We start from the raw sequence: 21,559 nt of genomic DNA, 5'->3' as shown, positions 1-21,559 counted from the left end.
CGACTCGATACGTGCCCTAGTAGTCGAGCTCCACGTAATCGATGTCGGTGAACTCGACCTGGAGGCCCGCCGCGCGCCGCCCGCGGTCCTTGAAGTACTGCTCCTGGAGGCCCTCGGCGGCGATGGCGCGCAATTCCTGTTCGGCCGCGCCGGCCGCCTGGGCGTCGAAGAGGCGTGCCGCGTAGGCGGGGGGCAGGTGCTGGGTGATCAGGCGCAGGCGGCTGTCGTCGGTCGAGCCGGGGGCGGCCGTGAAACCGAAGCGGGCGCGGGTCTCGATCACGATGCCGCCGGTCGTCGCGGCCGCCTCGCGGGCCCGTTGCCGTACGCGCGGCTGCCACGACTTTCGCACCTCGGCGACCAGGCGCGCCGCGAGCTCGGGGCGCGGCTGCCTGATCTGGCCCTTGACGTACCGCTCCACCGTGCGCTGCGAGACGCCGAGGCGCCGCGCCACCGCCCGCGTGGAGCCCTTCTCGCTCCTGACGAGGAACCTGACCTGCGCCGGAGCGGACTTCGGGAGCGGGCGGGTGAACGTGTGCTCCGCCGCCCGTTCGAGGCTGTCGCCCAGGATGCCCATCGTGCGGCCCTACTCCCCGTCCGCCACGGCGTCCGTGCCCTTGATGTGCCGGGCCGGGTTGTGGCCCTCGTCCAGCATGCGCACCGCCCACATCAGGGACTGCGTGCCCTCGTGCTTGACCATGCCGGGCGACACGCCCAGCCGGAAGCCGCCCGGCAGTGGCTTGCCCTCCGGGGTGCGCGGCAGGAAGTCCAGCGGGCTCGGCCCGTCGGACAGGTACACGGCGCAGTCGGACAGCACCGCGATCGGGAACAGCCCCGCTCCCTCGGCGAGCCGCAGCATCTTGCGGTGCATGTTGATCCGCGCGGCCGCGATCACGGCCGCCCGGATGTCCGGGCGCCAGGTGGGGCGTTCCAGGGCGGGCCACCGCTCGCCGGGGCGGTAGCCGACGCCCTGCGGACGCTCGCGGAGCTTGCCGATGCCGCCCTTGACCGTCGCCTTGATGGCCGACAGGACGGCCGCACGGCCCGGATGCTCCGCCTTGTGCCGCTCGGCCTCCTCCATCGCCGCGAGGAACTCCGCCTCCGGCATCCCGGCGCGTACGCCGAACTCCTCCATCGTCGTCAGGTAGGCGTCGCGCAGACGCGTGTACCAGGCGTCCAGGTAGGCACCGTTGTCGGGGCGGAGGTACGCCTCGACGGGCGCGACGTGGTGGCCGAGTTCGACGGCGTACGCGACGGTCGGCGTGGCGTACCAGGCCGGTCCCTCCGGCCGTGCGCCGTGCGGCGTGAACGGGTTCGGCAGCCGCGGGTCCACCTCGACGGAGGACAGGTCCACCAGCCAGGAGCCGGGCGTCTTCTTGTCGAAGACGGGCGAGGTGACGTGGACCGGGGCGCCCAGCCCGACCGTGAGGCGGTTCGCGGCCGCCGCGAACGCCATGTTCACGTCGATGCCGACGGCGTAGGGCCTGGCGCACTCCGCGTCGGTGAGCAGCTCCGGACTGCGGATCCAGTCGTACGCCTCCTCGTCGAGCACCTGGTCGGGCGTGCGCTGGTGCGTGCGCGGGTACAGCGCCGCGACGACCGGGTGCTCGTCCGGGGCCTCCGGCGGCGCCGGGTCCACGGGCGCGGTGAGCGTGCCGGGGCTGGGCGCGGACACCCAGGAACCGGTGGCCTCGTCCCGCACCGCGCGCGTCGGCGGGCGCAGCGCGGTCATCAGCTGCAGACCGCAGACGGCGGTGGTCCCGCGCGGCGTGATGACCCGGGCGGCGTACGTCGCGAGCATGTCGGCCAGGTCGGCCGGGGGCAGTGCGGCGGCCTCGCCCCACGTACGGCTGTCCAGCGCGCCCCACGGCAGGACGGCGAACTGCACGCACCGGCGGCGGCTGCCCTGCGCCGGGCGGTACAGCCAGGCCCAGGGCCCGAACCCACGGCGCGTCAGCAGCCAGTCGGCCTTCCTGATCCGCCGTACGACCTCGTGGTCGTCGGGCAGCCGCAGCCCGCGCCGGTCCGCCAGCTCGGCCGGCAATCCGAGCCGGACGGCCGCCGACTCCGTCAGCACCACGAGCGGGTCCGCGTCCTGCCCGTTGCGGTGCAGCCGGGGCGCGCCCAGCCGCGCCTCGCCCAGGGCCCATTCGGCGAGCGAGGGAAGGTCGGTGGCCGGGCAGTCGAGGACGAGCCCGCCCGCGCAGTACGCGCTGCCGTCGCCGTCCAGCACGGCCAACGGGCCGTGCGCGAACCGCGGGTCGACCGGATCCTGGTCCTGGTCCTGGTCCTGGGGCCGGGCGGCGGGCCGCTCGCGCGTCACGGTGGTGCGGGCCTGCCCGGCCGCCACCCCTGCCGTGCGCCGGTCCTGCGGCGCGGGCACCCGCCCGGCGGGACCGCCGGCGCTGTCGTCGTACGGTGGTGCCGGTGCCGGTGCCGGATTCACTGCCAGAGCCGGGGCCGCCCCCGAAGCCTCCGCCGACTCCTCCGCGGCCTCTTCCACAGCCTCCGGATGCCGCTCCGCCAGCCCCGACAGCAGCCGCGCGTACGCCGCCCGCTTCGGGGGGCGGGGGTCCGAGCGGCCGGTTTCCCAGGACGTGATGGTTTCGCGGCGGACGGAGAGCGCCTGGGCGATCTGGTCCCGGCTCAGCCCCGCCGCCTCGCGCAGGCGGCGGCGCTCGGCCGGGGCGGGAAGGGCCGCCACCTGCTCCAGCAGCGCGTCGACCGCCGCGAACAGCTGCTCCTGCTCATCAGACACACGGTCACCCTAACGTCAGCCGCCCGGGCGCCGGGCCACCCCCAGGACGCAGGGCGACGACGGCAGCTGCGGCCCCTTCTCCGGGAGGCGGAACCGGCGGTGGGTGACGACCTCGAAACCCGCCGCCTCGATCGCCGCCAGCGGATCGCGCGCCGTGTGGCACCCGCCGAAGAGCGTCGGCCACACCGTGCGGTCCAGCGCCCGCTGAGCCGTCGCCAGGGCCCGCCCCTCCGCCCGCCCGTGCTCGAAGAACCGCAGCTCACCGCCCGGCCGCAGGACCCGCCGCAGCTCCGCGAGGGCGCGCGGCAGGTCCCGTACCGTGCACAGCACCAGCGACGCCACCGCCGCGTCGAACGCCTCGCTCTTGACCGGCAGCGCCTCCGCCACGCCCGGCACCACATCCACCGGTACGTCGGAGCGCAGCGCCGCGCTCACCGCCAACTGCCGCAGCCGCCGTTCCGGCTCGATGGCGACGACCTCCGAGACGGCTCCCGGGTAGTGGGCGAAGTTCAGGCCGTTCCCGGCGCCGATCTCGATGACCCGGCCGGAGAGCCCGGCCAGCAGCTCGTCGCGGCACGCGGCGACGCCGCCCTTCGTGTCCATCGCGACGCTCACGCGCGCGTAGAAGCGGGCGAAGAGGGGGTGGTGGACGGTGTCCCGCATCGCGGACCTCCCGGCGAGAGGGTGGGGCGGACACCGTCAGTGTCCCCCCGTCAGCCGCTGACGAAGCAGAACTCGTTGCCCTCGGGGTCCCGCAGCACCTGGAAGTCGCCGTAGTCGTCCGCCACGACGCCGCCGACCCGCACCGCGCCGAGCCGTACCGCCTCGGCCGCGGCGGCGTCCACCTCTCCGCCCTCCAGATCCAGGTGGAGCCGGTTCTTCGCCGCCTTGCCCTCCGGCACGCGCTGGAAGGCGATCCGTACGAACCCGGGAGGCTCGACGTACGACCAGTCGGGGCCGCGGTCCACCGGCTCGCCGCCCAGCAGCGCCGCCCAGAAGCGGACCAGCGCGGCCGGGTCGGCGCAGTCGAACACGATCTCACTCACTCGAGCACGCATGCTCAGCAGCGTACGGCCGCGGCGAACGCCTCCGCGTCCCAGGTGCCCCCGAGCGTGGGCGCCAGCCAGGACGCCGCCCGCTCCCGGAAGGCCTCCACCGGCAGCGCCCCCGCGCCCGCGGGCACCGCGCCCAGCAGCGGCGCCCCGGCCGACTCGGGCAGGTCCGTGATGTTGCAGCGCTCGGCCAGCCCGGGCTCGTCCGGCCAGCTGCCGACGACCACGCCCAGCTGGGCCAGGCCGCGGGCCCGCAGCGCCTCGCCCGTCAGCGTCGCCATGTTGAGCGTGCCGAGCGCGGCGGGCGCCACGACCAGCACGGGCGCGTCCAGCAACCGGGCCGCGTCCGCGAGCGTGCCGCCCTCGGCGTCGTACCGTACGAGGAGCCCGCCGGCGCCCTCCACCAGGACCAGGTCGTGCTCCTCGGCCAGCTTCCGCGCCGCCCGCGCGACCTCCTCCGGCGCCACCGGCGCCATCCCGGCGCGCCGCGCGGCCGTCGCCGGGGCCAGGGGCTCGGGGAAGCGGACCAGTTCGACGGGCGTGACGCCGTCACCGGCGAGGCGTACGACCTCGTCGGCGTCGCCCCGCTCGCCCGGGCCGACCCCCGTCTGCGCGGGCTTCAGCACGGCCACCGACCGCCCCGCCGCCCGCGCGACCGCGGCGACGGCGGCCGTGACGACGGTCTTGCCGATCTCCGTGCCCGTTCCGCTGACCACCAGTACCGTCATCTCAGCCCTCCCGTGCCGCCGCGCACACCCCGCGGCAGATCCGTGCCAGGTCCTCCGCCCCGGTGATGTACGGCGGCATCACGTACACCAGGTCCCTAAACGGCCGCAGCCACACGCCCTCGCGCACCGCCGCCGCCGTCGCGGCCGCCATGTCCACCGGATGGTCCAGCTGGACGACGCCGATGGCGCCGAGCACCCGCACCTCGCGCACCCCCGGCAGCTCGCGCGCCTCCGCGAGCCCGTCCAGCAGGCCCGCCTCGATCCGCTTGACCTCCTGCGCCCAGTCCTGCTCCAGGAGCAGGTCGATGGAGGCGGAGGCGACGGCCGTGGCGAGCGGGTTGCCCATGAACGTCGGCCCGTGCGCCAGCACCGGCACCTCGCCCCGCGAGATGCCGTCCGCCACGCGCGGGGTGCACAGCGTCGCCGCCAGCGACAGGTAGCCGCCGGTCAGCGCCTTGCCCAGGCACATGACATCCGGGGCCACGCCCGCCTGCTCGGCCGCGAACAGCGTGCCCGTCCGCCCGAAGCCGGTCGCGATCTCGTCGAAGACCAGCAGCACGTCGTGCGCGTCGCACGCCTCCCGCAGCACCCGCAGGTACGCCGGGTCGTGGAAGCGCATCCCGCCCGCGCCCTGCACCACCGGCTCCACGATCACCGCGGCCAGCTCGTCCGCGTGGCGCGCGATCAGCTCCCTGAGCCCGTCCGCGTACGTCTCGTCGTACGCGGCGGGCGGCGGCCCCGCGAAGAGCTGCCGGGGGAGCACCCCGGACCACAGTCCGTGCATGCCGCCCTCGGGGTCGCACACCGACATCGGCTGCCAGGTGTCGCCGTGGTAGCCGCCGCGCCAGGTCAGCAGCCGCTGCTTGGCCGGGCGGCCGATGGAGCGCCAGTACTGCAGGCACATCTTGACGGCGACCTCGACCGCCACCGAGCCCGAGTCGCACAGGAAGACGTGGCGCAGCGGCTCCGGCGTGATCTCGACCAGCCGGGTGGCGAGCCGCACGGCGGGCTCGTGGGTGAGCCCGCCGAACATCACATGGCTCATCCGGCCGAGCTGTCCGCTCGCGGCCTCGTTGAGCACCGGGTGGTTGTAGCCGTGGATCGCGGACCACCAGGACGACATGCCGTCGACCAACTCGCGCTGTCCGTGCGCCGGTTCCGCGAGCCGCAGCCGTACCCCGGAGGCGGACTCGACGACCAGCGGGTCCGAACGGCCCGGCATCGGGCTGTACGGGTGCCACACGTGAGTCCGGTCCAGGGCGATCAGTTCGCCGGGGGTGAGCTGATCAGGCATTGGGCGCCAGGTCCGTACCGGCGCCACGACGGCGCACCGCGACCAGGTCGGGGCGGGCCGCCTGGGGCTCGGCCGCCACCTGTGCAGGCGCCTGCGCCGGGACCTCCGCGTCCGACCCGCACACGGAACCGGAGCCGCAGCCGCCGCCCGAGGAACCGCAGGAGGCGGCGTCCGAGCGGTGCTCGGGCAGCGTGGTGGTGTCCGTGCCCTCCACCTCGAAACCGGCGTCCGCGATCATCTCCAGGTCCGCCTTGCCGGCCTGGCCCTCGCTGGTGAGGTAGTCACCCAGGAAGATCGAGTTCGCCAGGTGCAGCGCCAGCGGCTGGAGCGTCCGCAGGTGCACCTCGCGCCCGCCCGCGAGCCGGACCTCGACGTCCGGGCAGACGAACCGGACCATCGCCAGGATGCGCAGCGCCCGCTGCGGGGTGAGGTTCCACTCCTTGGCGAGCGGCGTGCCCTCGAAGGGGATGAGGAAGTTCACCGGCACCGAGTCCGGGTCCAGTTCGCGCAGCGCGAAGACCACGTCCACCAGGTCCTCGTCGGACTCACCCATGCCCGCGATCAGGCCCGAGCAGGCCGACAGGCCCGCGGCGTGGGCCTTTTGCACCGTATCGACGCGGTCCGCGTAGGTGTGCGTGGTCGTGATGTCCCCGTACGTCCCCTCGGACGTGTTGAGGTTGTGGTTGTACGCGTCGGCGCCCGCCGACCGCAGCCGCTCCGCCTGGCCGTCGGAGAGCAGGCCCAGGCAGGCGCAGACCTCGACGCCCTCGTTCTCCTCCTTGATCGCCGCGATGGTCTGCGAGACCCGGTCCACGTCCCGGTCCGTCGGGCCGCGGCCGCTGGCGACCAGGCACACCCGCTTGGCGCCGCCCGCGACACCGGCGGCGGCCGCCTTGGAGGCCTCCTCCGGCTTCAGCCAGGTGTACTTGAGGATCTCGGCCTTGGACCCGAGCCGCTGGGAACAGTACGAGCAGTCCTCCGGGCACAGGCCCGACTTCAGGTTGACCAGGTAGTTGAGTTTCACCCGGCGCCCGAACCACTTGCGCCGCACCTTGCCGGCCGCGGCCACCACATCGAGCAGCTCGTCGTCGGAGGTCGCCAGCACGGCGAGCGCTTCTTCGCGGGTCGGCAGCTCGCGCCGAAGCCCCTTGTCCACCAGCGTGTTCAACAGGTCCATGGCGCCGATCCTGTCCTACGGCACACCCCCTGGCCAAGGAGGAACCGGACAAGAGAGCGGCTGAGCGGTGTGTGTATGACCACACTGTGCCCCCGGCTGTCCCGGGCTAGGGTCTGTGCGCTGCCTACAAAAGGGACCCGACCCATGCCGCAGGAAGACCCCTTCGACTGGACCGACGCCGAGGCGCGCCGCCGCGCGGACGCCGGTCTGGTGCGCGTGCTGCGCCCCCGTCCCGCCGAGCCGGACCTGCTCGACCTCGCGAGCAACGACTACCTCGGCCTCACCCGTCACCCCGCCATCACCGCGGCGGCCGCCGGGGCCGCCCGCCGCTGGGGCGCCGGCGCCACCGGGTCGCGCCTGGTCACCGGCACCACCGAGCTCCACACCGAGCTCGAGCGCGAACTGGCGGACTTCTGCGGCTTCGAGGCGGCCCTGGTCTTCTCCTCCGGGTACGCGGCCAACCTCGCCGCCCTGACCGCGCTCAGCGCCCGCGGCTCCCTCATCGTCTCGGACGCGGGCAACCACGCCTCCATCGTCGACGGCTGCCGGCTCTCGCGCGCCGAGACCGCCGTCGTCCCGCACGCCGACCCCGAGGCCGTCGCCAAGACCCTCGGCGCCCACCCCGACCGCCGCGCCCTCGTGGTGACCGACTCGGTCTTCTCGGTCGACGGCGACGCGGCGCCGCTCGCCGGACTCGCCGCCGCCTGCCGCGCGCACGGCGCCGCGCTGGTCGTCGACGACGCGCACGGCCTCGGCGTGCTGGGCGACGGCGGCCGCGGAGCGCTGCACGCGGCGGGGCTCGCGGGCAGCGCGGACGTCGTCGCCACGCTCACCCTCTCCAAGTCCCTGGGCAGCCAGGGCGGAGCGGTCCTCGGCCCGGCGCGGGTCATCGACCACCTGGTCAACGCCGCGCGGACCTTCATCTTCGACACGGGCCTGGCCCCGGCCGCGGCGGGCGCCGCGCTGGCGAGCCTGCGGCTGCTGCGGGCCGAGCCGGGCCTGGCCGGCCGGGCCCGTACGGTCGCGGCGACCCTGCACGGGCGGCTGACGGCGGCCGGCCTGACCGCCGTGCGGCCGGACGCCGCCGTCGTCTCCGTACGTGCCCCGTCACCGGAGCAGGCCGTGCGGTGGGCCGCCGACTGCCGCGCCGAGGGGCTGGCCGTGGGCTGCTTCCGGCCGCCGTCGGTGCCGGACGGGATCTCGCGCCTGCGGCTGACCGCCCGCGCCGACCTGTCGGAGGCTCAGATCGATACGGCCGTGACCACGATCCTCCGTACGGCGCCGGAGCCGGTCAGCCCAGCGGCTTCAGGGAACTGACGAAGGACGTCCAGGCCGCCGCCGAGAACCGCAGCGGCGGCCTGGCGGTGTCCTTCGAATCACGCACGGCCAGCCGCGCGGCACCGAGGCAGGCCGCCTCGACGCAGTTGTTCATGCCCACGCTGCGGCTGCTGCGCCGCCAGTGCGGGCCATCGTGGTGTGCGAGGTAAGCAGACATGTGGGGTGCCTTGCCTCTCCCTACGCGCCGTCACCGATCCCGGCGATGAGTTCCGACGACTCCTCGGGCGTCAGGGCGAGCGCCTGCATGGTGCGGAACGCGGCGCAGTACGCCTCGAGGTCTTCCGAGCGTTCGAGATAGAGGCTACTCGTCAAGTGGTCGAGAACCACCACATCCAGATCAGACATGTTCGCGAACGAGAAAATAACGAAAGGCCCGGAGAGGCCGACGTACCCGCCCACCGCGAACGGCAGCACCTGCAACCGCACATGGGGCAGGTCCGCCAGCTCCCGCAACCGCCGCAGCTGGGCCCGCATCACCCCCGGGCCGCCCACCTGCCGCCGCAGCACCGCCTCGTCCAGTACCGCCTCCAGACGCAGCGGCGGATCACCGAACAACACCTCCTGGCGGGCGATCCGGACCTCCACCAGTGAGTCGACCGCCGTCGCCGGCAGCCCGTCCAGCGCGGCGCGCGTCACCGCCCGTGCGTAGTCGGGCGTCTGCAACAGGCCCGGCACCACCGAGGTCTCCAGCGTGCGGGCCCCGCAGGCCTGCGACTCCAGGCTGATGAAGTCCTGGTACTGCGGCGGCAGCACGCCCCGGTACGCGTGCCACCAGCCCGTGCCGCCGCCGTCCGCCGCCGCGCCGGACAGGGCCTCCACCAGCGTGCGCAGCCGTGGTTCGCGTACGCCGTAGGCGTCGAGCAGCCGTGACACGTCCGCGCCCGTCACCCCGCTCGCACCCGTCTCGATCCGGCTGACCTTCGACTGGTGCCAGCCGACGAGCCGCGCCGCGTCCCGGCTGGTGAGCCCCGCTCTCAGGCGCAGCCGCTTCAACTCCTCGCCGAGCTTGCGGCGTCGCACCGCCGGACCGTGTCGCGTGCCCCGCACGACCGCCCCTCCTCCCACCCTCCGGAACGCTGGACCAACCCGCCAGTCTGCCCGCCGGAACCGCTCTCGCGTAGCAGGGTTCACCGCTTCGAGCGACAGATATATGCATATCTTGGGGGATCGGCCCCACCTGGGGCGACATAGGTGGCAGTCTGGCGCGAAGCGCAATCCGAGGCCGTCCTCGCACAACATCCGCTCCCTGTCGGAGTCCGGCCCCGGTGGGAAAGGGACAGCGTCGCCATGGCAGACCATCAGGAAGCATCCGTCACTCTGCCGAGCGATCCAGCCTCGGTCTCCGCAGCCCGCAGATACGTGGCGGACGTTCTTACCGAATGGGGGCTGCCGGCCGAGTCCGACACCGCGGACGCGGTACGGCTGATCGTCTCCGAGCTCACGACCAACGCCGTTCAGCACACCTTCGGACAGTCCCCGACCTTCACGGTGGACATCCGGCTGGAGCGGGACGAGCAGCTGCGCATCGGCGTCACCGACAGCCACCCGCGCTGGCCGCAGCGCCTGCCCGCGGCCGTCCAGCAGGACAACGGGCGCGGCATGGTCATCATCCGCTGGCTCGCCGCCGAGCGCGGCGGCCGCCTGACGGTCACTCCGACCGGCGACGGCGGCAAGACGGTGTGGATCGCCCTGCCCTGGTCCGTCCCGTCCGTCCCCGTCCGGGGCTGACCGGCCCCGCACCGCAGGTGTGCACGCTCCGTGCGGTACGGGGGCTTGGGGCCTCGCGTCAGCGCACGCGTCCGTAGTAGACCGACTTCGACCAGATGCGGTCGAGCTTGACCACCGAACCCGACTTCGGTGAGTGCCAGATCTTGTTGTCACCGGCGTACAGGCCCACGTGGTAGACGCGGCCACCGGAGTGGAAGAAGACCAGGTCTCCCTTCTGCCGCTGCGACGCGGAGAGGTGACGGGTCTTGTTGTACTGCTGCTGCGCGGTGCGGGGCAGCGTCTTGCCGGCCTTCTTGTACGAGTAGAGCGTCAGCCCGGAGCAGTCGAAGCGGGACGGGCCCGCTGCGCCGTACGCGTACGGGGAGCCCTTCTTCGACGCGGCGACGTTCAGCGCCTTCGTGGCGAGCGTCGCGGTGGCGGCCTCGGCGTCGGAGACGGCGCCCGGTGCCAGCATCGTGCCGCCGACGGCGGCGAGCGTCAGTGCCGAGACGGCACCGGCTCGGGACAACAGAGACGGGACATGCATCTGCGCGGTCATAGCGCAACCCTTCGTCAGCCGCCTGTGAAGGATGACCTGTCGGGTTCGGGCTGGCGAAGTTGCCCGGCCGCTGACGCGGCTTCACCCCAAGGGGCGGCCATGGTGCGCTCGCCCCGTACTGCTTGGGTCCTCCACTCCTGCCGATCCACTCCTGTCGACCAGTCGTCCGGACGGCGGCAGGACTCGGCGTCCGCCCGGACCGCCCCGCCGCGGTGGCGGGGGCTTGTCGTCGAAGGGATCTTGACCCATGACGGGACGAAATTCCGAGCCGAAACGGAAGTTTGTGAGGCTCCTCACGACTGATCCATTCGAGTGGACAGGGGCGTTTTGGCGCGACGCGGCGGCCGATTGATGATCCGTGTACCAGCGGCGGAGCGTGATGTTCCGCCAGATGTGTACAGCAGCGGCGCAACTCGTGCAGTGCGTAATTCCCTCGTTTGCGTACGCCGAACGAGGGTGGCTCGTTGGCCCGTCTGCGCCCATCCGTGCTACGCGGAAATCCCTCATCAGGCGGGCTCCTGAGGGAGCGTCACCCGCGCTGTTCGGCATTCGCCATCGAGAACACGGAGCGCACGCGCCAGCGTCCGGGTGTGCGCCTCGCCCTCCCGTGGTCACGCGTCGCGCTCAGTGCCTCCCGCGGTGCGGCCGTGCGCCCGGCGAGCGCCCGATTGGGCCCGCTCCAGGGGTGCGGACGCGTGCGGGATCGTTTCGTCGTCCTCGTGCGGGTGACCGGGCGCGTACCCGGGGTGCGGAGGTGGGTAGCCAGGGGCCGACTCGAACCAACCGGCGGGTCAGGACCCGTCACTCTGCCCCAGGAGGGAATCCGTATGCGTCGCATCGCGGCCGTCGTCCTCGGAACCATCGCACTGCTCGGATCCACCGCCACCACCGCCTCGGCGGTGCCGGATCCCACCGCCGTCGTCGACTGCGTCGTTACCGGCGCGACCGACCTGACCGCCGTCGTCGACCCCGCCTCCCTCGCCATCCCCCCGGAGGTCCCGGGCGTCCCGGGAGCGAACTGCCTGGCCGTCTGAGGCGGACACCACGGCTCGTATACGAAAGGGCGGCTGCCCCGGCGGGGCGGCCGCCCGCATCCCATGGCCGGGCAAAGCCGTAGTTAACCTCCTGGAAAAACTTCTGCCCGAGATTGAAATATCTCTCCCTCACAATCGTTTCCGCAGGTCAACAGAGTGTTGAAGCCGGATAGGGTCCCGCTGCTGCCCGGGGTCGCGCCGGGCGGGAACATGTGAGGTGAAACGTGCAACTGAGCCCGCACGAGCAGGAGCGCCTGCTCATTCATGTCGCTGCCGACGTCGCGGAGAAGCGCAGGGCACGCGGGGTGCGGCTCAACCACCCCGAGGCCGTCGCCCTGATCACCGCGCACATCCTGGAGGGGGCCAGGGACGGCCGGACCGTCGCCGAGCTCATGGCGTCCGGGCGCAAGGTCCTCAGCCGCGACGACGTCATGGAGGGCATCCCCGAGATGATCCACGACGTCCAGGTCGAGGCGACCTTCCCCGACGGCACCAAGCTCGTCACCGTCCACGAGCCGATCGTCTGACGGGGAACGCCACCGATGATCCCCGGAGAGATCCTCTACGCCGACGAGCCCGTGCCCCTCAACGAAGGCCGCCCCGTCACCCGCCTCACCGTGCTCAACGCCGCCGACCGGCCCGTCCAGGTCGGATCCCACTACCACTTCGCCGAGGTCAACCCGGGCCTCGTGTTCGACCGCTCCGCCGCCCGCGGCCTGCGGCTCAACATCGCCGCCGGTACCGCCGTGCGCTTCGAGCCCGGCATCCCCGTCGACGTCGAACTCGTCCCCCTCGCCGGCCGCCGCGTCGTCCCCGGCCTGCGCGGACAGACCGGAGGAGCCCTCGATGGCTGAGCTCGCCCGCCCCCAGTACGCCGACCTCTTCGGCCCCACCACCGGTGACCGGATCCGCCTCGCCGACACCGACCTGCTCGTCGAGATCGAGGAGGACCGCTCCGGCGGGCCCGGCCGCTCCGGCGACGAGGCGGTCTTCGGCGGCGGCAAGGTGATCCGCGAGTCCATGGGCCAGGCCCGCACCACCCGCGCCGAAGGCGCCCCGGACACCGTCATCACCGGCGCCGTCGTCATCGACCACTGGGGCATCGTCAAGGCGGACATCGGCATCCGCGACGGCCGCATCACCGGCATCGGCAAGGCCGGCAACCCCGACACCATGGACGGCGTCCACCCGGACCTCGTCATCGGCCCCGAGACCGAGATCATCGCCGGCAACGGCAAGATCCTCACCGCGGGCGCCATCGACGCGCACATCCACTTCATCTCGCCGACCGTCGTCGAACAGGCCCTCACCTCCGGCATCACCACCCTCGTCGGCGGCGGCACCGGACCCGCCGAGGGCAGCAAGGCCACCACCGTCACCCCCGGCCCCTGGCACCTCGCCCGGATGTTCGAGGCGCTGGAGACGTACCCCGTCAACATCGGTCTGCTCGGCAAGGGCAACACGATGTCGCGCGAGGCGATGCACTCCCAGCTGCGCGGCGGAGCCCTCGGGTTCAAGATCCACGAGGACTGGGGCGCGACCCCGGCCGTCATCGACGCCTGCCTCGGCGTCTGCGACGAGACCGGCGCCCAACTGGCCATCCACACCGACACGCTGAACGAAGCCGGGTTCGTCGGCGACACCCTCGCCGCCATCGCGGGCCGCACCATCCACGCGTACCACACCGAGGGCGCGGGCGGCGGTCACGCCCCCGACATCATCACCGTGGTCTCGGAGCCGTACGTCCTGCCCAGCTCCACCAACCCCACCCGGCCGCACACCGTCAACACGCTCGACGAACACCTCGACATGCTGATGGTCTGCCACCACCTCAACCCGGCCGTCCCCGAGGACCTGGCGTTCGCCGAGTCCCGCATCCGGCCCTCGACCATCGCGGCCGAGGACATCCTGCACGACATGGGCGCCATCTCGATCATCTCCTCCGACTCCCAGGCGATGGGCCGCGTCGGCGAGGTGATCCTGCGGACCTGGCAGACCGCCCACGTGATGAAGCGGCGCCGCGGCGCACTTCCCGGCGACGGACGCGCCGACAACCACCGCGCACGCCGCTATGTCGCCAAGTACACGATCAACCCGGCCGTGGCGCAGGGCCTCGACCACGAGATCGGCTCCGTCGAGCCCGGCAAGCTCGCCGACCTGGTGCTCTGGGACCCGGCGTTCTTCGGCGTGAAGCCGCAGACCGTGATCAAGGGCGGCCAGATCGCGTACGCGCAGATGGGCGACGCCAACGCGTCCATCCCCACGCCCCAGCCGGTCATGCCCCGCCCCATGTTCGGCGCGCTCGGCCGGGCCGCGGCGGTGGGCTCGTACAACTTCGTCACGCACAGCGCCCTCGACGACGGGCTGCCCGAACGGCTGGGACTGGACAAGGGGTTCGTGGCGATCAAGAGCACCCGCGGAGTCACCAAGGCCGACATGCGCGAGAACGACGCCCTGCCGCGCGTCGAGGTCGACGCCGACACCTTCACGGTGACGATCGACGGCGAGCCGGTCGACCCGGCACCCGCCGCCGAACTGCCCATGGCCCAGCGCTACTTCCTCTTCTGAGGGCGCCGACGATGTCCCGGTCCGCCCTTCTCGTCCTCGCCGACGGCCGCTTCCCCGCCGGCGGCCACGCCCACTCCGGCGGCGCCGAACCGGCCGTCAAGGCGGGCCGCCTCCGCGACGCCCGCGACCTGGAGGCGTTCTGCCGCGGCCGCCTGCACACCACCGGCCTCACCTCGGCGGCACTCGCCGCCGCGGCCGCCCTCGGCCTCGACCCCGCCGCCCTCGACGAGGCCGCCGACGCCCGCACCCCCTCGCCCGCGCTGCGCGCCACCGCCCGCAAGCTCGGCCGCCAGATGCTGCGGGCCGCCCGAGCCACCTGGCCGTGCGCCGAACTCGACGCACTGGCCCGGCGGTTCCCGCGCGGCGCGCACCAGCCCGTCGTGCTCGGGCTCGCCGCGCGGGCGGCCGGGCTCGGGCCCGAGGACGCGGCGCACTGCGTCGCGTACGAGACGGTCAGCGGCCCCGCCACGGCCGCCGTCCGCCTGCTGAGCCTCGACCCCTTCCACGCCACCGCCGTCCTCGCCCGCCTCGCGCCCGACATGGACCAGGTGGCCGAGCACGCCGCACGGGCCGCCCGCGAGGGCATCGACGCCCTGCCGGCCGCCTCGGCACCGCTGCTCGACATCACCGCCGAACAGCACGCCGCCTGGCCCGTACGCCTCTTCGCCTCCTGACGACAAGGAAAGCCATGCACCTCGACCACACCCACGACGAAGCCCCCGCCGCCGTCAGCGCCGACGCCCACCGCCCCGACGGCACCCGCCGCGCCCTGCGCATCGGCCTCGGCGGACCCGTGGGCTCCGGCAAGACCGCCACCGTCGCCGCCCTCTGCCGCGCCCTGCGCGACCAGCTGTCGATCGCGGTCGTCACCAACGACATCTACACCCGCGAGGACGCCGAGTTCCTGCTCCGCAACGCCGTCCTGCCGCCCGAGCGCATCCAGGCCGTGGAGACCGGCGCCTGCCCGCACACCGCGATCCGCGACGACATCTCCGCCAACCTCGAAGCCGTCGAGGACCTGGAGGAGGCGGTCGGCCCCCTCGACCTGATCCTCGTCGAGTCCGGCGGCGACAACCTCACCGCCACCTTCTCCAAGGGGCTCGTCGACGCCCAGATCTTCGTCATCGACGTCGCGGGCGGCGACGACATCCCCCGCAAGGGCGGCCCCGGCGTCTCCACCGCCGACCTGCTCGTCGTCAACAAGACCGACCTCGCCCCGTACGTCGGCTCCGACCTGGAGCGGATGGCCCGCGACGCCAAGGAGCAGCGCGGCGACCTGCCCGTCGCCTTCACCTCGCTCACCGGCGAGCAGGGCGTCGCGCCCGTCGCCGCCTGGGTGCGCGAGCGGCTCGCGGCCTGGACCGCATGAGCGTCCACGCCACCGCCCGGATCGTCGCCACGCCCGCCGGGCTGCCCGTCCTGGAGAGCGACGGGCCGCTCGCCCTGCGCCGCACCCGGGCCGTCGGCGCGTACAGCAGGGTGACCGTCGTCGGTGCGATGACCGCCCCGCTGGGCGGCGACCGGCTCGCCATCGAGGCGGACGTACGGGACGGGGTGCGGCTCACCGTCGACTCGGCCGCCGCGACCGTGGCCCTGCCCGGCCGCGGCGCCGACGAGGCCCGCTACGACGTCCGCCTGACGGTCGGCCCCGACGCGGAGCTGCGCTGGCTGCCGGAGCAGCTCGTCTCCGCCCGCGGCTCGCTCCTGCGCATGCGCACGACCGTCGAACTCGCCGACAGCGCACGGCTGGTGCTGCGCGAGGAGCAGGTCCTCGGCCGCCACGGCGAAGCGCCCGGCACTCTCGCGACCCGCCTCACGGTGCGCCGCGCCGGGCGCGCCCTGCTGGACCAGGAGCTGGCGTACGGCCCCGGCGCGCCCGGCGGCTGGGACGGGCCGGCCGTCCTCGCGGGGCACCGCGCCGTCGGCCAGCTCCTCGTCGTGGACCCCGCCTTCGACGACGAGCCCGCCGAGCCGCGCGCCCTCGGCCCGACCGCCGCGCTCACCCCGCTCGCCGGGCCCGCGGCCCTGGTGACGGCCGTCGCCCCGGACGCGCTGCGCCTGCGGCGCGTCCTGGACCAGGCGCTGGCGATCCTGGCGGACCCTGGGCGTGTTGCCGTAACCGCAACAACGGTTGGCGCATCCGGCGCCTGAGCGCAGCCTGGTTCCCGTCGAGGCCGTCAAGGCCTTCGAAGCCGTCGAGAACCAGGAGGCCGCACGATGTCCACGCCGAACAACCGCGTCCACCACGTCCGCTCCGGCGAGTTGGACGGCCACACCGCCATCAGCGGCGGCACGGTCGGGTCGAAGAAGCTCTGGATGGGCATGGTGGTGAACCCGCCGCTGAGCGCCACGGACAACCACCACCACGGCGATTCGGAGGCCGGGATCTACGTCGTCAGTGGCCACCCCGTGTTCGTCTACCACGACGGCACGCGGGAGGTGCGGATCGCCGGGGGCCCGGGCGACTTCTTCCTCGTCCCCCCGTTCGTCCCGCACCGCGAGGAGAACCCCGACCCGCACGAGCCCGCGGTCGTCGTGATCGCCCGGACCACGCAGGAGCCGATCAAGGTCTCCGTGCCCGAGCTGTACCGGCTGGAGGAGACGCCTCGGTGAGGCCCGCGGCGACCCTCAGTGCCTGAACCGGGGGAGCCTGCGGCCCTGTTGACCGGTTTCGCGCTCCTTCACGACGGCCGCGTACTCGTCCACGTACTCCTGGCCGGACAGGGCGAGGATGCTGGACATGATCTCGTCGGTCACGGCGCGGAGCACCGCCTTCTCGTGCTCCATCCCCGCGAACCGCGAGAAGTCCAGCGGCTCGCCGAAACGGATCGTGACCCGCTTGATCCGCGGGACGGTCTGGCCGGGGGGCTGGATCTCGAACGTCCCCACCATGGCGCAGGGGATCACCGGCACCCCGGCCTTCAGGGCCATCACCGCGACCCCGACCTTGCCCTTGTAGAGCCGGCCGTCGTGCGAGCGCGTCCCCTCCGGGTAGATGCCGAGCAGCTCGCCCTTGGCCAGCACGCCCAGCCCCTCGCGGATCGCCGCCTGCCCGGCCTCCTTGCCGGAGCGGTCCACCGGGATCTGCCCGGCGCTGCGGAAGAAAGCGGCGGTCAGCCGGCCCTTGAGCCCCGGCCCGGTGAAGTACTCCCGCTTCGCCAGGAAGGTGATGCGCCGCCTCAGTACGGCCGGCATCAGGAAGTGGTCCGAGAACGACAGGTGGTTCCCCGCGACGATCGCCGGGCCGCGCTGCGGAACGTGTTCCAGCCCCTCGGTCCTCGGCCGGAACAGCAGCCGGAGCACCGGCCCGAGCAGCACGTACTTGAGCACGTAGTAGAACATGGGCTGACTCCCTACTCCCTACTACACGGATGGGCTGACGGACCGTCAGGCCATTTTGCCCTTCGTGCGACCTGCGGCTGAGGTGTCGTGTACCCCGTGTCGACGCCGACGTGATTCGGATACCGATATGGGGGAAGACGCAGCGGAAGGGAAAACCACGGCCTGATGGGGGAAGCTTGGATGCGCAGTGACAGCACGGCCTTCCTCGACGACGCACGGCCGGCCCGGGCCCAGTCCGCCTCCAGGACCTACGGCGACCCGCGCGGCGCCATCGCGGCGGCGAGGGACTTCACCGCGTCGTTCCTGCGCGCCCGGGCGGAGGCGGGGGCGGCGATAGGGCAGCGCACCGTGGAGGACGCCCGCCTCGTGGTGAGCGAACTGGTCACCAACGTCGTCCGGCACGCCGCGGGGCCCTGCCGGGTGGAACTGGGCCTCACCCGAGGGACGCTGGAGATCGCCGTGACAGACACGTACGAGGCGGCCCCCACCGCCCACGCACCCGACCCGGGAAGGGTGGGGCAGCATGGACTGGAGATCGTCCTCGCGCTGTGCGAAAGCGTGGACGTGGAGCCGGTGCCCTCGGGGAAGCGCGTACGGGCGCGCCTCAAGGTGAAGTGACCGACATCGGTTCGTAGGAGGAAAGCAGGAATGGGACCCTCTCGGGTGCAGGTGCGAGTCGAGCCCCGGCCGGCCGGCATCGGTGTCGTCACCATCAGCGGCGAGCTCGACTACGACGGGATCAGCGCATTCGAGCAAGCACTCACCGCCGCCCAGGCGCGCGGCATGCACCAGCTGCTGCTGGACCTGTCGCCGCTGACGTTCATGGACTCCTCCGGAGTCAACGCCTTCCTCAGAGCGCAGCGCGCCACCACGACCACCGGCGGATGGCTACGCCTCGCCAACGCCCAGCCGTCGGTGCTCAAAGTGATCGAACTCGTCGGCCTGGGCCAGGCGATCCCGCTGTACGGCACCGTTGAGGAAGCGCTGGAAGCCTGAGCCTGAGCCGGCGGTGCGCACCTCGCCCGCGGCAGCCGCATCGCGGTCGGCAGCGAGGCGGAAGCCGCTCAGGCCGGTGGCGAGGGCCCTGCGCTGGGCGGCCGGCATCGCGGAGATGACGTCGATCAGCGCTGCCTCGCGGCGGGCGCGCAGGTCTTTGAGGTAGCTCTCGCCGCGGCTGGAGAGGCGGAGTTCGACTTCGCGGCGGCTGGCGGCGCTGGGGGAGCGCTCGATGAAGCCGAGGGCGTCGAGGCGGTCGCACATCCGGCTGACGGAGGAAGGCGCGGAGCCCAGGACGTCACCCAGGGTGCGCAGGTTGATGGGCTGGTCGCGCTCCAGGATGTACAGCACCCGCAGCTGCGAGGAGGAGACCGGGGCGGATGAGGTCATGTCCCGGCCCTTGTTCCACAGCACCTCGAGCAGCTCGATGACCTCGCGAGCGGCGTGAGCGGCACGGGCGGCGTGTCCGGCGTACGCGCCGGCATCCCGGTCGGCGCATGGGGAAGTCTCGGAACGCATGCCCCCAACTGTGACACCTCGCAACGGCGTTGTCAGTCACCGGCGACCCCGCCCGGCGTCACACCACCTGGATGCCGATGAGGCACGTGTCGTCGTCCGTGTCCGACTTGCTGTGCGTGAGCAGACCGTCGAGACGCTGCTCCAGCGAGGTGGTCGGTATACGGGCGTTGCTCAGCAGCTTGGCGAGGGAGTCCTGGACCGACTCGTCCCGGCGCTCGACCAGCCCGTCGGTGTACATCAGCAGGGTGTCGCCGGGCGACATCCGCAGCTCCTCCTCCTCGTACGACGCCTCCGACAGCGCGCCGAGGAGGATCCCGCTGACCGTCCGCAGCGTGGTGGCCTTCTGCCCGCGGATCAGCACCGGCGGGAGGTGGCCCGCACGGGCCCAGCGCAAGGTGCCCTTGTGCGGGTCGTACAGTCCGCACACGGCCGTGGCGGTGACGTGCTCGGTCAGGTGGTGGGCCACGATGTTCAGCCAGGACAGCAGCTGCCCCGGACCGGCGCCGGTGACCGCCAGACCCCGCATGGCGTTGCGGAGCACCACCATGCTGGTGGCGGCCTCTATGCCGTGCCCGGCCACGTCGCCCACGCACAGCATGACCTGCTTGGAGGGCAGCACGACCGCGTCGTACCAGTCCCCTCCGACCATGGACTCCGACTCCGCCGGCCGGTAGCGGACCGCGATCTGCAGCCCCGGGCTGTCCAGCGGTGCCTGCGCGGGCGGCATGATGGCGTGCTGCAACTGCAGCGTCAGGCGGTTGCGTTCGGCGGCCTGCTGCTCGGTGTGGGCGAGCTGGTCGCGGGTGGCCGCCAGGGCGACCTCGGTCCAGTGCTGCGCGGAGATGTCCTGATAGGCGCCGCGCACCGCCAGCAGCCTCTGGTCGGCGTCGACGACCGGCTCGGCGATCACGCGGATGTGCCGGGTGACCCGGTCGGGGCGGAGCAGGCGGAAGTCCGCCGACGCCGGCCGCCGGTGGTGCAGCACGGAGCGCAGGAACTGGCCGATGGCCACGGCATCGTCCGGGTGGGCGTGGGCGGTCAGCTCCTCCAGGGGCACGGGGCGCATCGTGCGGGGGCGGCCGTAGAGGTCGAACAGCTGGTCGTTCCACATGATCTCGCCGGTGGCGACGTTCTCCTCGAAGCCGCCGATCCGGCCGAGGCGCTGGGCATGCTGGAGGAGGTTCGCCAGGCGTGCCGTCTCGTCCTCGACCCGCCAGATCAGCAGCACGCTGCTGCCGTGGCGGCTGACGCTGATGTCGGCCACGGCGGCGAGAGGCACCTGATCGACCAGGGCCGTCAGGGTCATGCGCCGGGCCCGGAACGGCTCACCGGTGGCGTAGACGCGCTCGATGCTCTCGAACAGCTCGCTGCCGCCGACCGCCATGGGGTACGCCTCCAGCAGCAGCGCGCCGCTGACGGCGTTGCGGGGGCGGCCGGCCGGGTCGACGAAACGGCTGTTGACGTGATGGATGCGGAAGTCGACGAGCTCGCCCTCCGGTCCGAGGAAAGGCGTCAGCACCAGAGCCGGGTCGTGCAGGCCCTCCGCCAGATTCGCCAGCTCGGACAGGTCGGGCGTGCTGATCCAGGCGTCCGCCGCAGGCACGACCCCGGTCCCCGGGCGCCCCTCCAACGTGTGGGCGCAGAGCTCCGCCAGGGCCTCGATCTGCCGCTCGATCTGCGGCGGGTGCGAAGGCAACGGGTCGGGCCAGCAGATCTCCAGGATTCCGTGGATGCGGCCGCCGGTTCCCGCCGGGACGGCGACGCGCCCGCCGTCCGGGTGGTGGGCCCACCCGATGGACGGCGGACCGGCCGCGCGCAGGGACGAGACCCGGACCGCCTGCCGCCGGCTCAGCGCCTGGCGGGCCAGCGTGGACACACCCGGTGGCACGTACCGCCAGCGCACGGCCTCGTCCGCCGGGAACCCGGCGTGGCCGGCCAGGGTCAGTGACGCGTCGGAGCCCGCCGTCCACACCGCCACGGCGCTGGCGCCCAGCGGCGTCAGAGCGTGCTGCAGCAGGGACTCCGCGACCGCCTGGGTGTCTCCCGCGGCCAGGGCGGCGCTTTCCGCCGTACGCAGCCGCACGCCGACGGAGATGTCGTGGTCCCCGGCGGACTCCGTCTCGCTGTGGGTACGCCGGACGAACTCGGTGGCGATGTCGGTGACATGGTCCCGGGCCGCCTGGTTGACGATGTCCGCCGCCAGCTCCAGCGGGGAGACGCCCGCCTCTTCCGCCAGCGCGGCCAGCTGCTGGGCCGCCACCGTCGGGCTGCACCTGAGCCGCTCGACCAGGACGCCCTTGGCCAGCTCGATCAGGGCACGGCCGTCGGCCGCGGCCTGCGCGGCGCGGATCTCGCGGCGCAGCCGTTCGACCGTCGCGGCCAGCCTGCCCACCCCCGTGGACCGGTGCACGGAGGCGGCAGGCTCCACCTCGTCCTCGGTCCCGCCCTCGGTGGCCACCGCGGTTCCACGATGCTCAGGAGTGCTCACAG

General features: G+C 73.2%; 25 protein-coding genes and 1 riboswitch. Of the genes, 12 read left to right on the top strand and 13 right to left on the bottom strand.

Features of this window, described 5'->3' with window-relative positions; translation table 11 throughout:
• Nucleotides 1-16: 16 nt before the first annotated feature.
• From tpg to bioB, 7 genes are read right to left on the bottom strand one after another with little or no spacing between them, the layout of a single operon-like run.
• Nucleotides 17-574, bottom strand: a complete 558-nt coding sequence (gene tpg / locus ACIRNI_RS24615) for a telomere-protecting terminal protein Tpg (protein ID WP_403554332.1) — start codon at nt 572-574, stop codon at nt 17-19.
• A 9-nt stretch (nt 575-583) separates the two neighbouring features.
• Nucleotides 584-2,755 carry a telomere-associated protein Tap gene (tap, locus tag ACIRNI_RS24610; protein ID WP_403554330.1) on the bottom strand — a complete coding sequence of 724 codons (2,172 nt, stop codon included), beginning with the start codon at nt 2,753-2,755 and terminating at the stop codon, nt 584-586.
• A gap of 15 nt (nt 2,756-2,770) precedes the next feature.
• Nucleotides 2,771-3,418, bottom strand: a complete 648-nt coding sequence (locus tag ACIRNI_RS24605; RefSeq protein WP_403554326.1) for a class I SAM-dependent methyltransferase — start codon at nt 3,416-3,418, stop codon at nt 2,771-2,773.
• A gap of 50 nt (nt 3,419-3,468) precedes the next feature.
• Entirely contained in the window at nt 3,469-3,813 is a 345-nt protein-coding gene (locus ACIRNI_RS24600; RefSeq protein WP_403554324.1) for a VOC family protein, read from the bottom strand.
• 2 nt (nt 3,814-3,815) lie between these two features.
• Entirely contained in the window at nt 3,816-4,535 is a 720-nt protein-coding gene (bioD, locus tag ACIRNI_RS24595) for a dethiobiotin synthase (protein WP_403554322.1), read from the bottom strand.
• A gap of 1 nt (nt 4,536) precedes the next feature.
• Nucleotides 4,537-5,829, bottom strand: a complete 1,293-nt coding sequence (locus ACIRNI_RS24590; protein ID WP_403554320.1) for an adenosylmethionine--8-amino-7-oxononanoate transaminase — start codon at nt 5,827-5,829, stop codon at nt 4,537-4,539.
• Nucleotides 5,822-7,006, bottom strand: a complete 1,185-nt coding sequence (gene bioB, locus ACIRNI_RS24585) for a biotin synthase BioB (RefSeq protein WP_355368206.1) — start codon at nt 7,004-7,006, stop codon at nt 5,822-5,824. Before bioB ends, ACIRNI_RS24590 begins: the two co-directional genes overlap by 8 nt.
• Before the next feature lie 144 nt (nt 7,007-7,150).
• On the opposite strand from bioB, the gene ACIRNI_RS24580 reads away from it, so the two are divergent.
• Nucleotides 7,151-8,323, top strand: a complete 1,173-nt coding sequence (locus tag ACIRNI_RS24580; protein ID WP_403554318.1) for an 8-amino-7-oxononanoate synthase — start codon at nt 7,151-7,153, stop codon at nt 8,321-8,323.
• On the opposite strand, the gene ACIRNI_RS24575 is transcribed toward ACIRNI_RS24580, so the two are convergent.
• Nucleotides 8,298-8,501, bottom strand: coding sequence for a DUF397 domain-containing protein (locus ACIRNI_RS24575; protein ID WP_403554316.1), 204 nt, complete (start codon nt 8,499-8,501; stop codon nt 8,298-8,300). The two genes, ACIRNI_RS24580 and ACIRNI_RS24575, sit on opposite strands and share 26 nt — an antisense overlap.
• 20 nt (nt 8,502-8,521) lie before the next feature.
• The gene (locus ACIRNI_RS24570) at nt 8,522-9,391 is read right to left on the bottom strand and encodes a helix-turn-helix domain-containing protein (RefSeq protein ID WP_403554314.1); all 870 of its coding nucleotides are present in this window, start codon (nt 9,389-9,391) and stop codon (nt 8,522-8,524) included.
• Nucleotides 9,392-9,631: 240 nt separating this feature from the next.
• Here ACIRNI_RS24570 and ACIRNI_RS24565 point away from each other — a divergent pair, with 240 nt between their 5' ends.
• Nucleotides 9,632-10,072, top strand: a complete 441-nt coding sequence (locus ACIRNI_RS24565) for an ATP-binding protein (RefSeq protein ID WP_403554312.1) — start codon at nt 9,632-9,634, stop codon at nt 10,070-10,072.
• 58 nt (nt 10,073-10,130) lie between these two features.
• On the opposite strand, the gene ACIRNI_RS24560 is transcribed toward ACIRNI_RS24565, so the two are convergent.
• On the bottom strand, nt 10,131-10,610 hold the full coding sequence (locus ACIRNI_RS24560) for a C40 family peptidase (protein ID WP_403554310.1): 480 nt from the start codon (nt 10,608-10,610) through the stop codon (nt 10,131-10,133).
• Nucleotides 10,611-10,614: 4 nt separating this feature from the next.
• Nucleotides 10,615-10,809, bottom strand: a riboswitch (cyclic di-AMP (ydaO/yuaA leader).
• A 628-nt stretch (nt 10,810-11,437) separates the two neighbouring features.
• On the opposite strand from ACIRNI_RS24560, the gene ACIRNI_RS24555 reads away from it, so the two are divergent.
• From ACIRNI_RS24555 to ACIRNI_RS24520, 8 genes are all read left to right on the top strand, one after another.
• On the top strand, nt 11,438-11,644 hold the full coding sequence (locus tag ACIRNI_RS24555; RefSeq protein WP_403554309.1) for a hypothetical protein: 207 nt from the start codon (nt 11,438-11,440) through the stop codon (nt 11,642-11,644).
• Nucleotides 11,645-11,868: 224 nt separating this feature from the next.
• A complete protein-coding gene (locus ACIRNI_RS24550; protein ID WP_355368514.1) occupies nt 11,869-12,171 on the top strand; it encodes an urease subunit gamma in 303 nt (100 codons plus the stop codon).
• A gap of 15 nt (nt 12,172-12,186) precedes the next feature.
• Nucleotides 12,187-12,498 carry an urease subunit beta gene (locus ACIRNI_RS24545; protein ID WP_403554306.1) on the top strand — a complete coding sequence of 104 codons (312 nt, stop codon included), beginning with the start codon at nt 12,187-12,189 and terminating at the stop codon, nt 12,496-12,498.
• On the top strand, nt 12,491-14,212 hold the full coding sequence (locus ACIRNI_RS24540) for an urease subunit alpha (protein ID WP_403554304.1): 1,722 nt from the start codon (nt 12,491-12,493) through the stop codon (nt 14,210-14,212). Before ACIRNI_RS24545 ends, ACIRNI_RS24540 begins: the two co-directional genes overlap by 8 nt.
• Nucleotides 14,213-14,223: 11 nt before the next feature.
• Nucleotides 14,224-14,886 (top strand): urease accessory protein UreF, encoded by a 663-nt coding sequence (locus ACIRNI_RS24535; RefSeq protein WP_403554302.1) that lies wholly within the window; start codon nt 14,224-14,226, stop codon nt 14,884-14,886.
• A gap of 14 nt (nt 14,887-14,900) precedes the next feature.
• Entirely contained in the window at nt 14,901-15,581 is a 681-nt protein-coding gene (gene ureG, locus ACIRNI_RS24530; protein ID WP_403554300.1) for an urease accessory protein UreG, read from the top strand.
• Entirely contained in the window at nt 15,578-16,363 is a 786-nt protein-coding gene (locus tag ACIRNI_RS24525) for an urease accessory protein UreD (RefSeq protein ID WP_403554298.1), read from the top strand. Before ureG ends, ACIRNI_RS24525 begins: the two co-directional genes overlap by 4 nt.
• A gap of 66 nt (nt 16,364-16,429) precedes the next feature.
• Nucleotides 16,430-16,825 carry a cupin domain-containing protein gene (locus ACIRNI_RS24520; RefSeq protein WP_403554296.1) on the top strand — a complete coding sequence of 132 codons (396 nt, stop codon included), beginning with the start codon at nt 16,430-16,432 and terminating at the stop codon, nt 16,823-16,825.
• A gap of 15 nt (nt 16,826-16,840) precedes the next feature.
• Here ACIRNI_RS24520 and ACIRNI_RS24515 read toward each other — a convergent pair whose 3' ends face one another.
• Nucleotides 16,841-17,554, bottom strand: a complete 714-nt coding sequence (locus ACIRNI_RS24515) for a lysophospholipid acyltransferase family protein (protein ID WP_403554294.1) — start codon at nt 17,552-17,554, stop codon at nt 16,841-16,843.
• 180 nt (nt 17,555-17,734) lie between these two features.
• Between ACIRNI_RS24515 and ACIRNI_RS24510 the strand changes: the two genes are divergently transcribed.
• Together ACIRNI_RS24510 and ACIRNI_RS24505 are read left to right on the top strand one after the other, a co-directional pair.
• Nucleotides 17,735-18,172 carry an ATP-binding protein gene (locus tag ACIRNI_RS24510; protein WP_403554292.1) on the top strand — a complete coding sequence of 146 codons (438 nt, stop codon included), beginning with the start codon at nt 17,735-17,737 and terminating at the stop codon, nt 18,170-18,172.
• 30 nt (nt 18,173-18,202) lie between these two features.
• A complete protein-coding gene (locus ACIRNI_RS24505) occupies nt 18,203-18,550 on the top strand; it encodes an STAS domain-containing protein (protein ID WP_403554290.1) in 348 nt (115 codons plus the stop codon).
• Here ACIRNI_RS24505 and ACIRNI_RS24500 read toward each other — a convergent pair.
• Together ACIRNI_RS24500 and ACIRNI_RS24495 are read right to left on the bottom strand one after the other, a co-directional pair.
• Nucleotides 18,443-19,069 (bottom strand): MarR family winged helix-turn-helix transcriptional regulator, encoded by a 627-nt coding sequence (locus ACIRNI_RS24500; RefSeq protein ID WP_403554288.1) that lies wholly within the window; start codon nt 19,067-19,069, stop codon nt 18,443-18,445. The two genes, ACIRNI_RS24505 and ACIRNI_RS24500, sit on opposite strands and share 108 nt — an antisense overlap.
• A 58-nt stretch (nt 19,070-19,127) precedes the next feature.
• The gene (locus ACIRNI_RS24495) at nt 19,128-21,557 is read right to left on the bottom strand and encodes a GAF domain-containing SpoIIE family protein phosphatase (protein ID WP_403554286.1); all 2,430 of its coding nucleotides are present in this window, start codon (nt 21,555-21,557) and stop codon (nt 19,128-19,130) included.
• Nucleotides 21,558-21,559 lie beyond the last annotated feature (2 nt).

Source organism: Streptomyces sp. NPDC093546 (genome assembly GCF_044765045.1).
Classification (GTDB): Bacteria; Actinomycetota; Actinomycetes; order Streptomycetales; family Streptomycetaceae; genus Streptomyces.
Note: the sequence above shows the minus strand (reverse complement) of the source record. Positions and strands in the feature narration are given on the sequence as shown.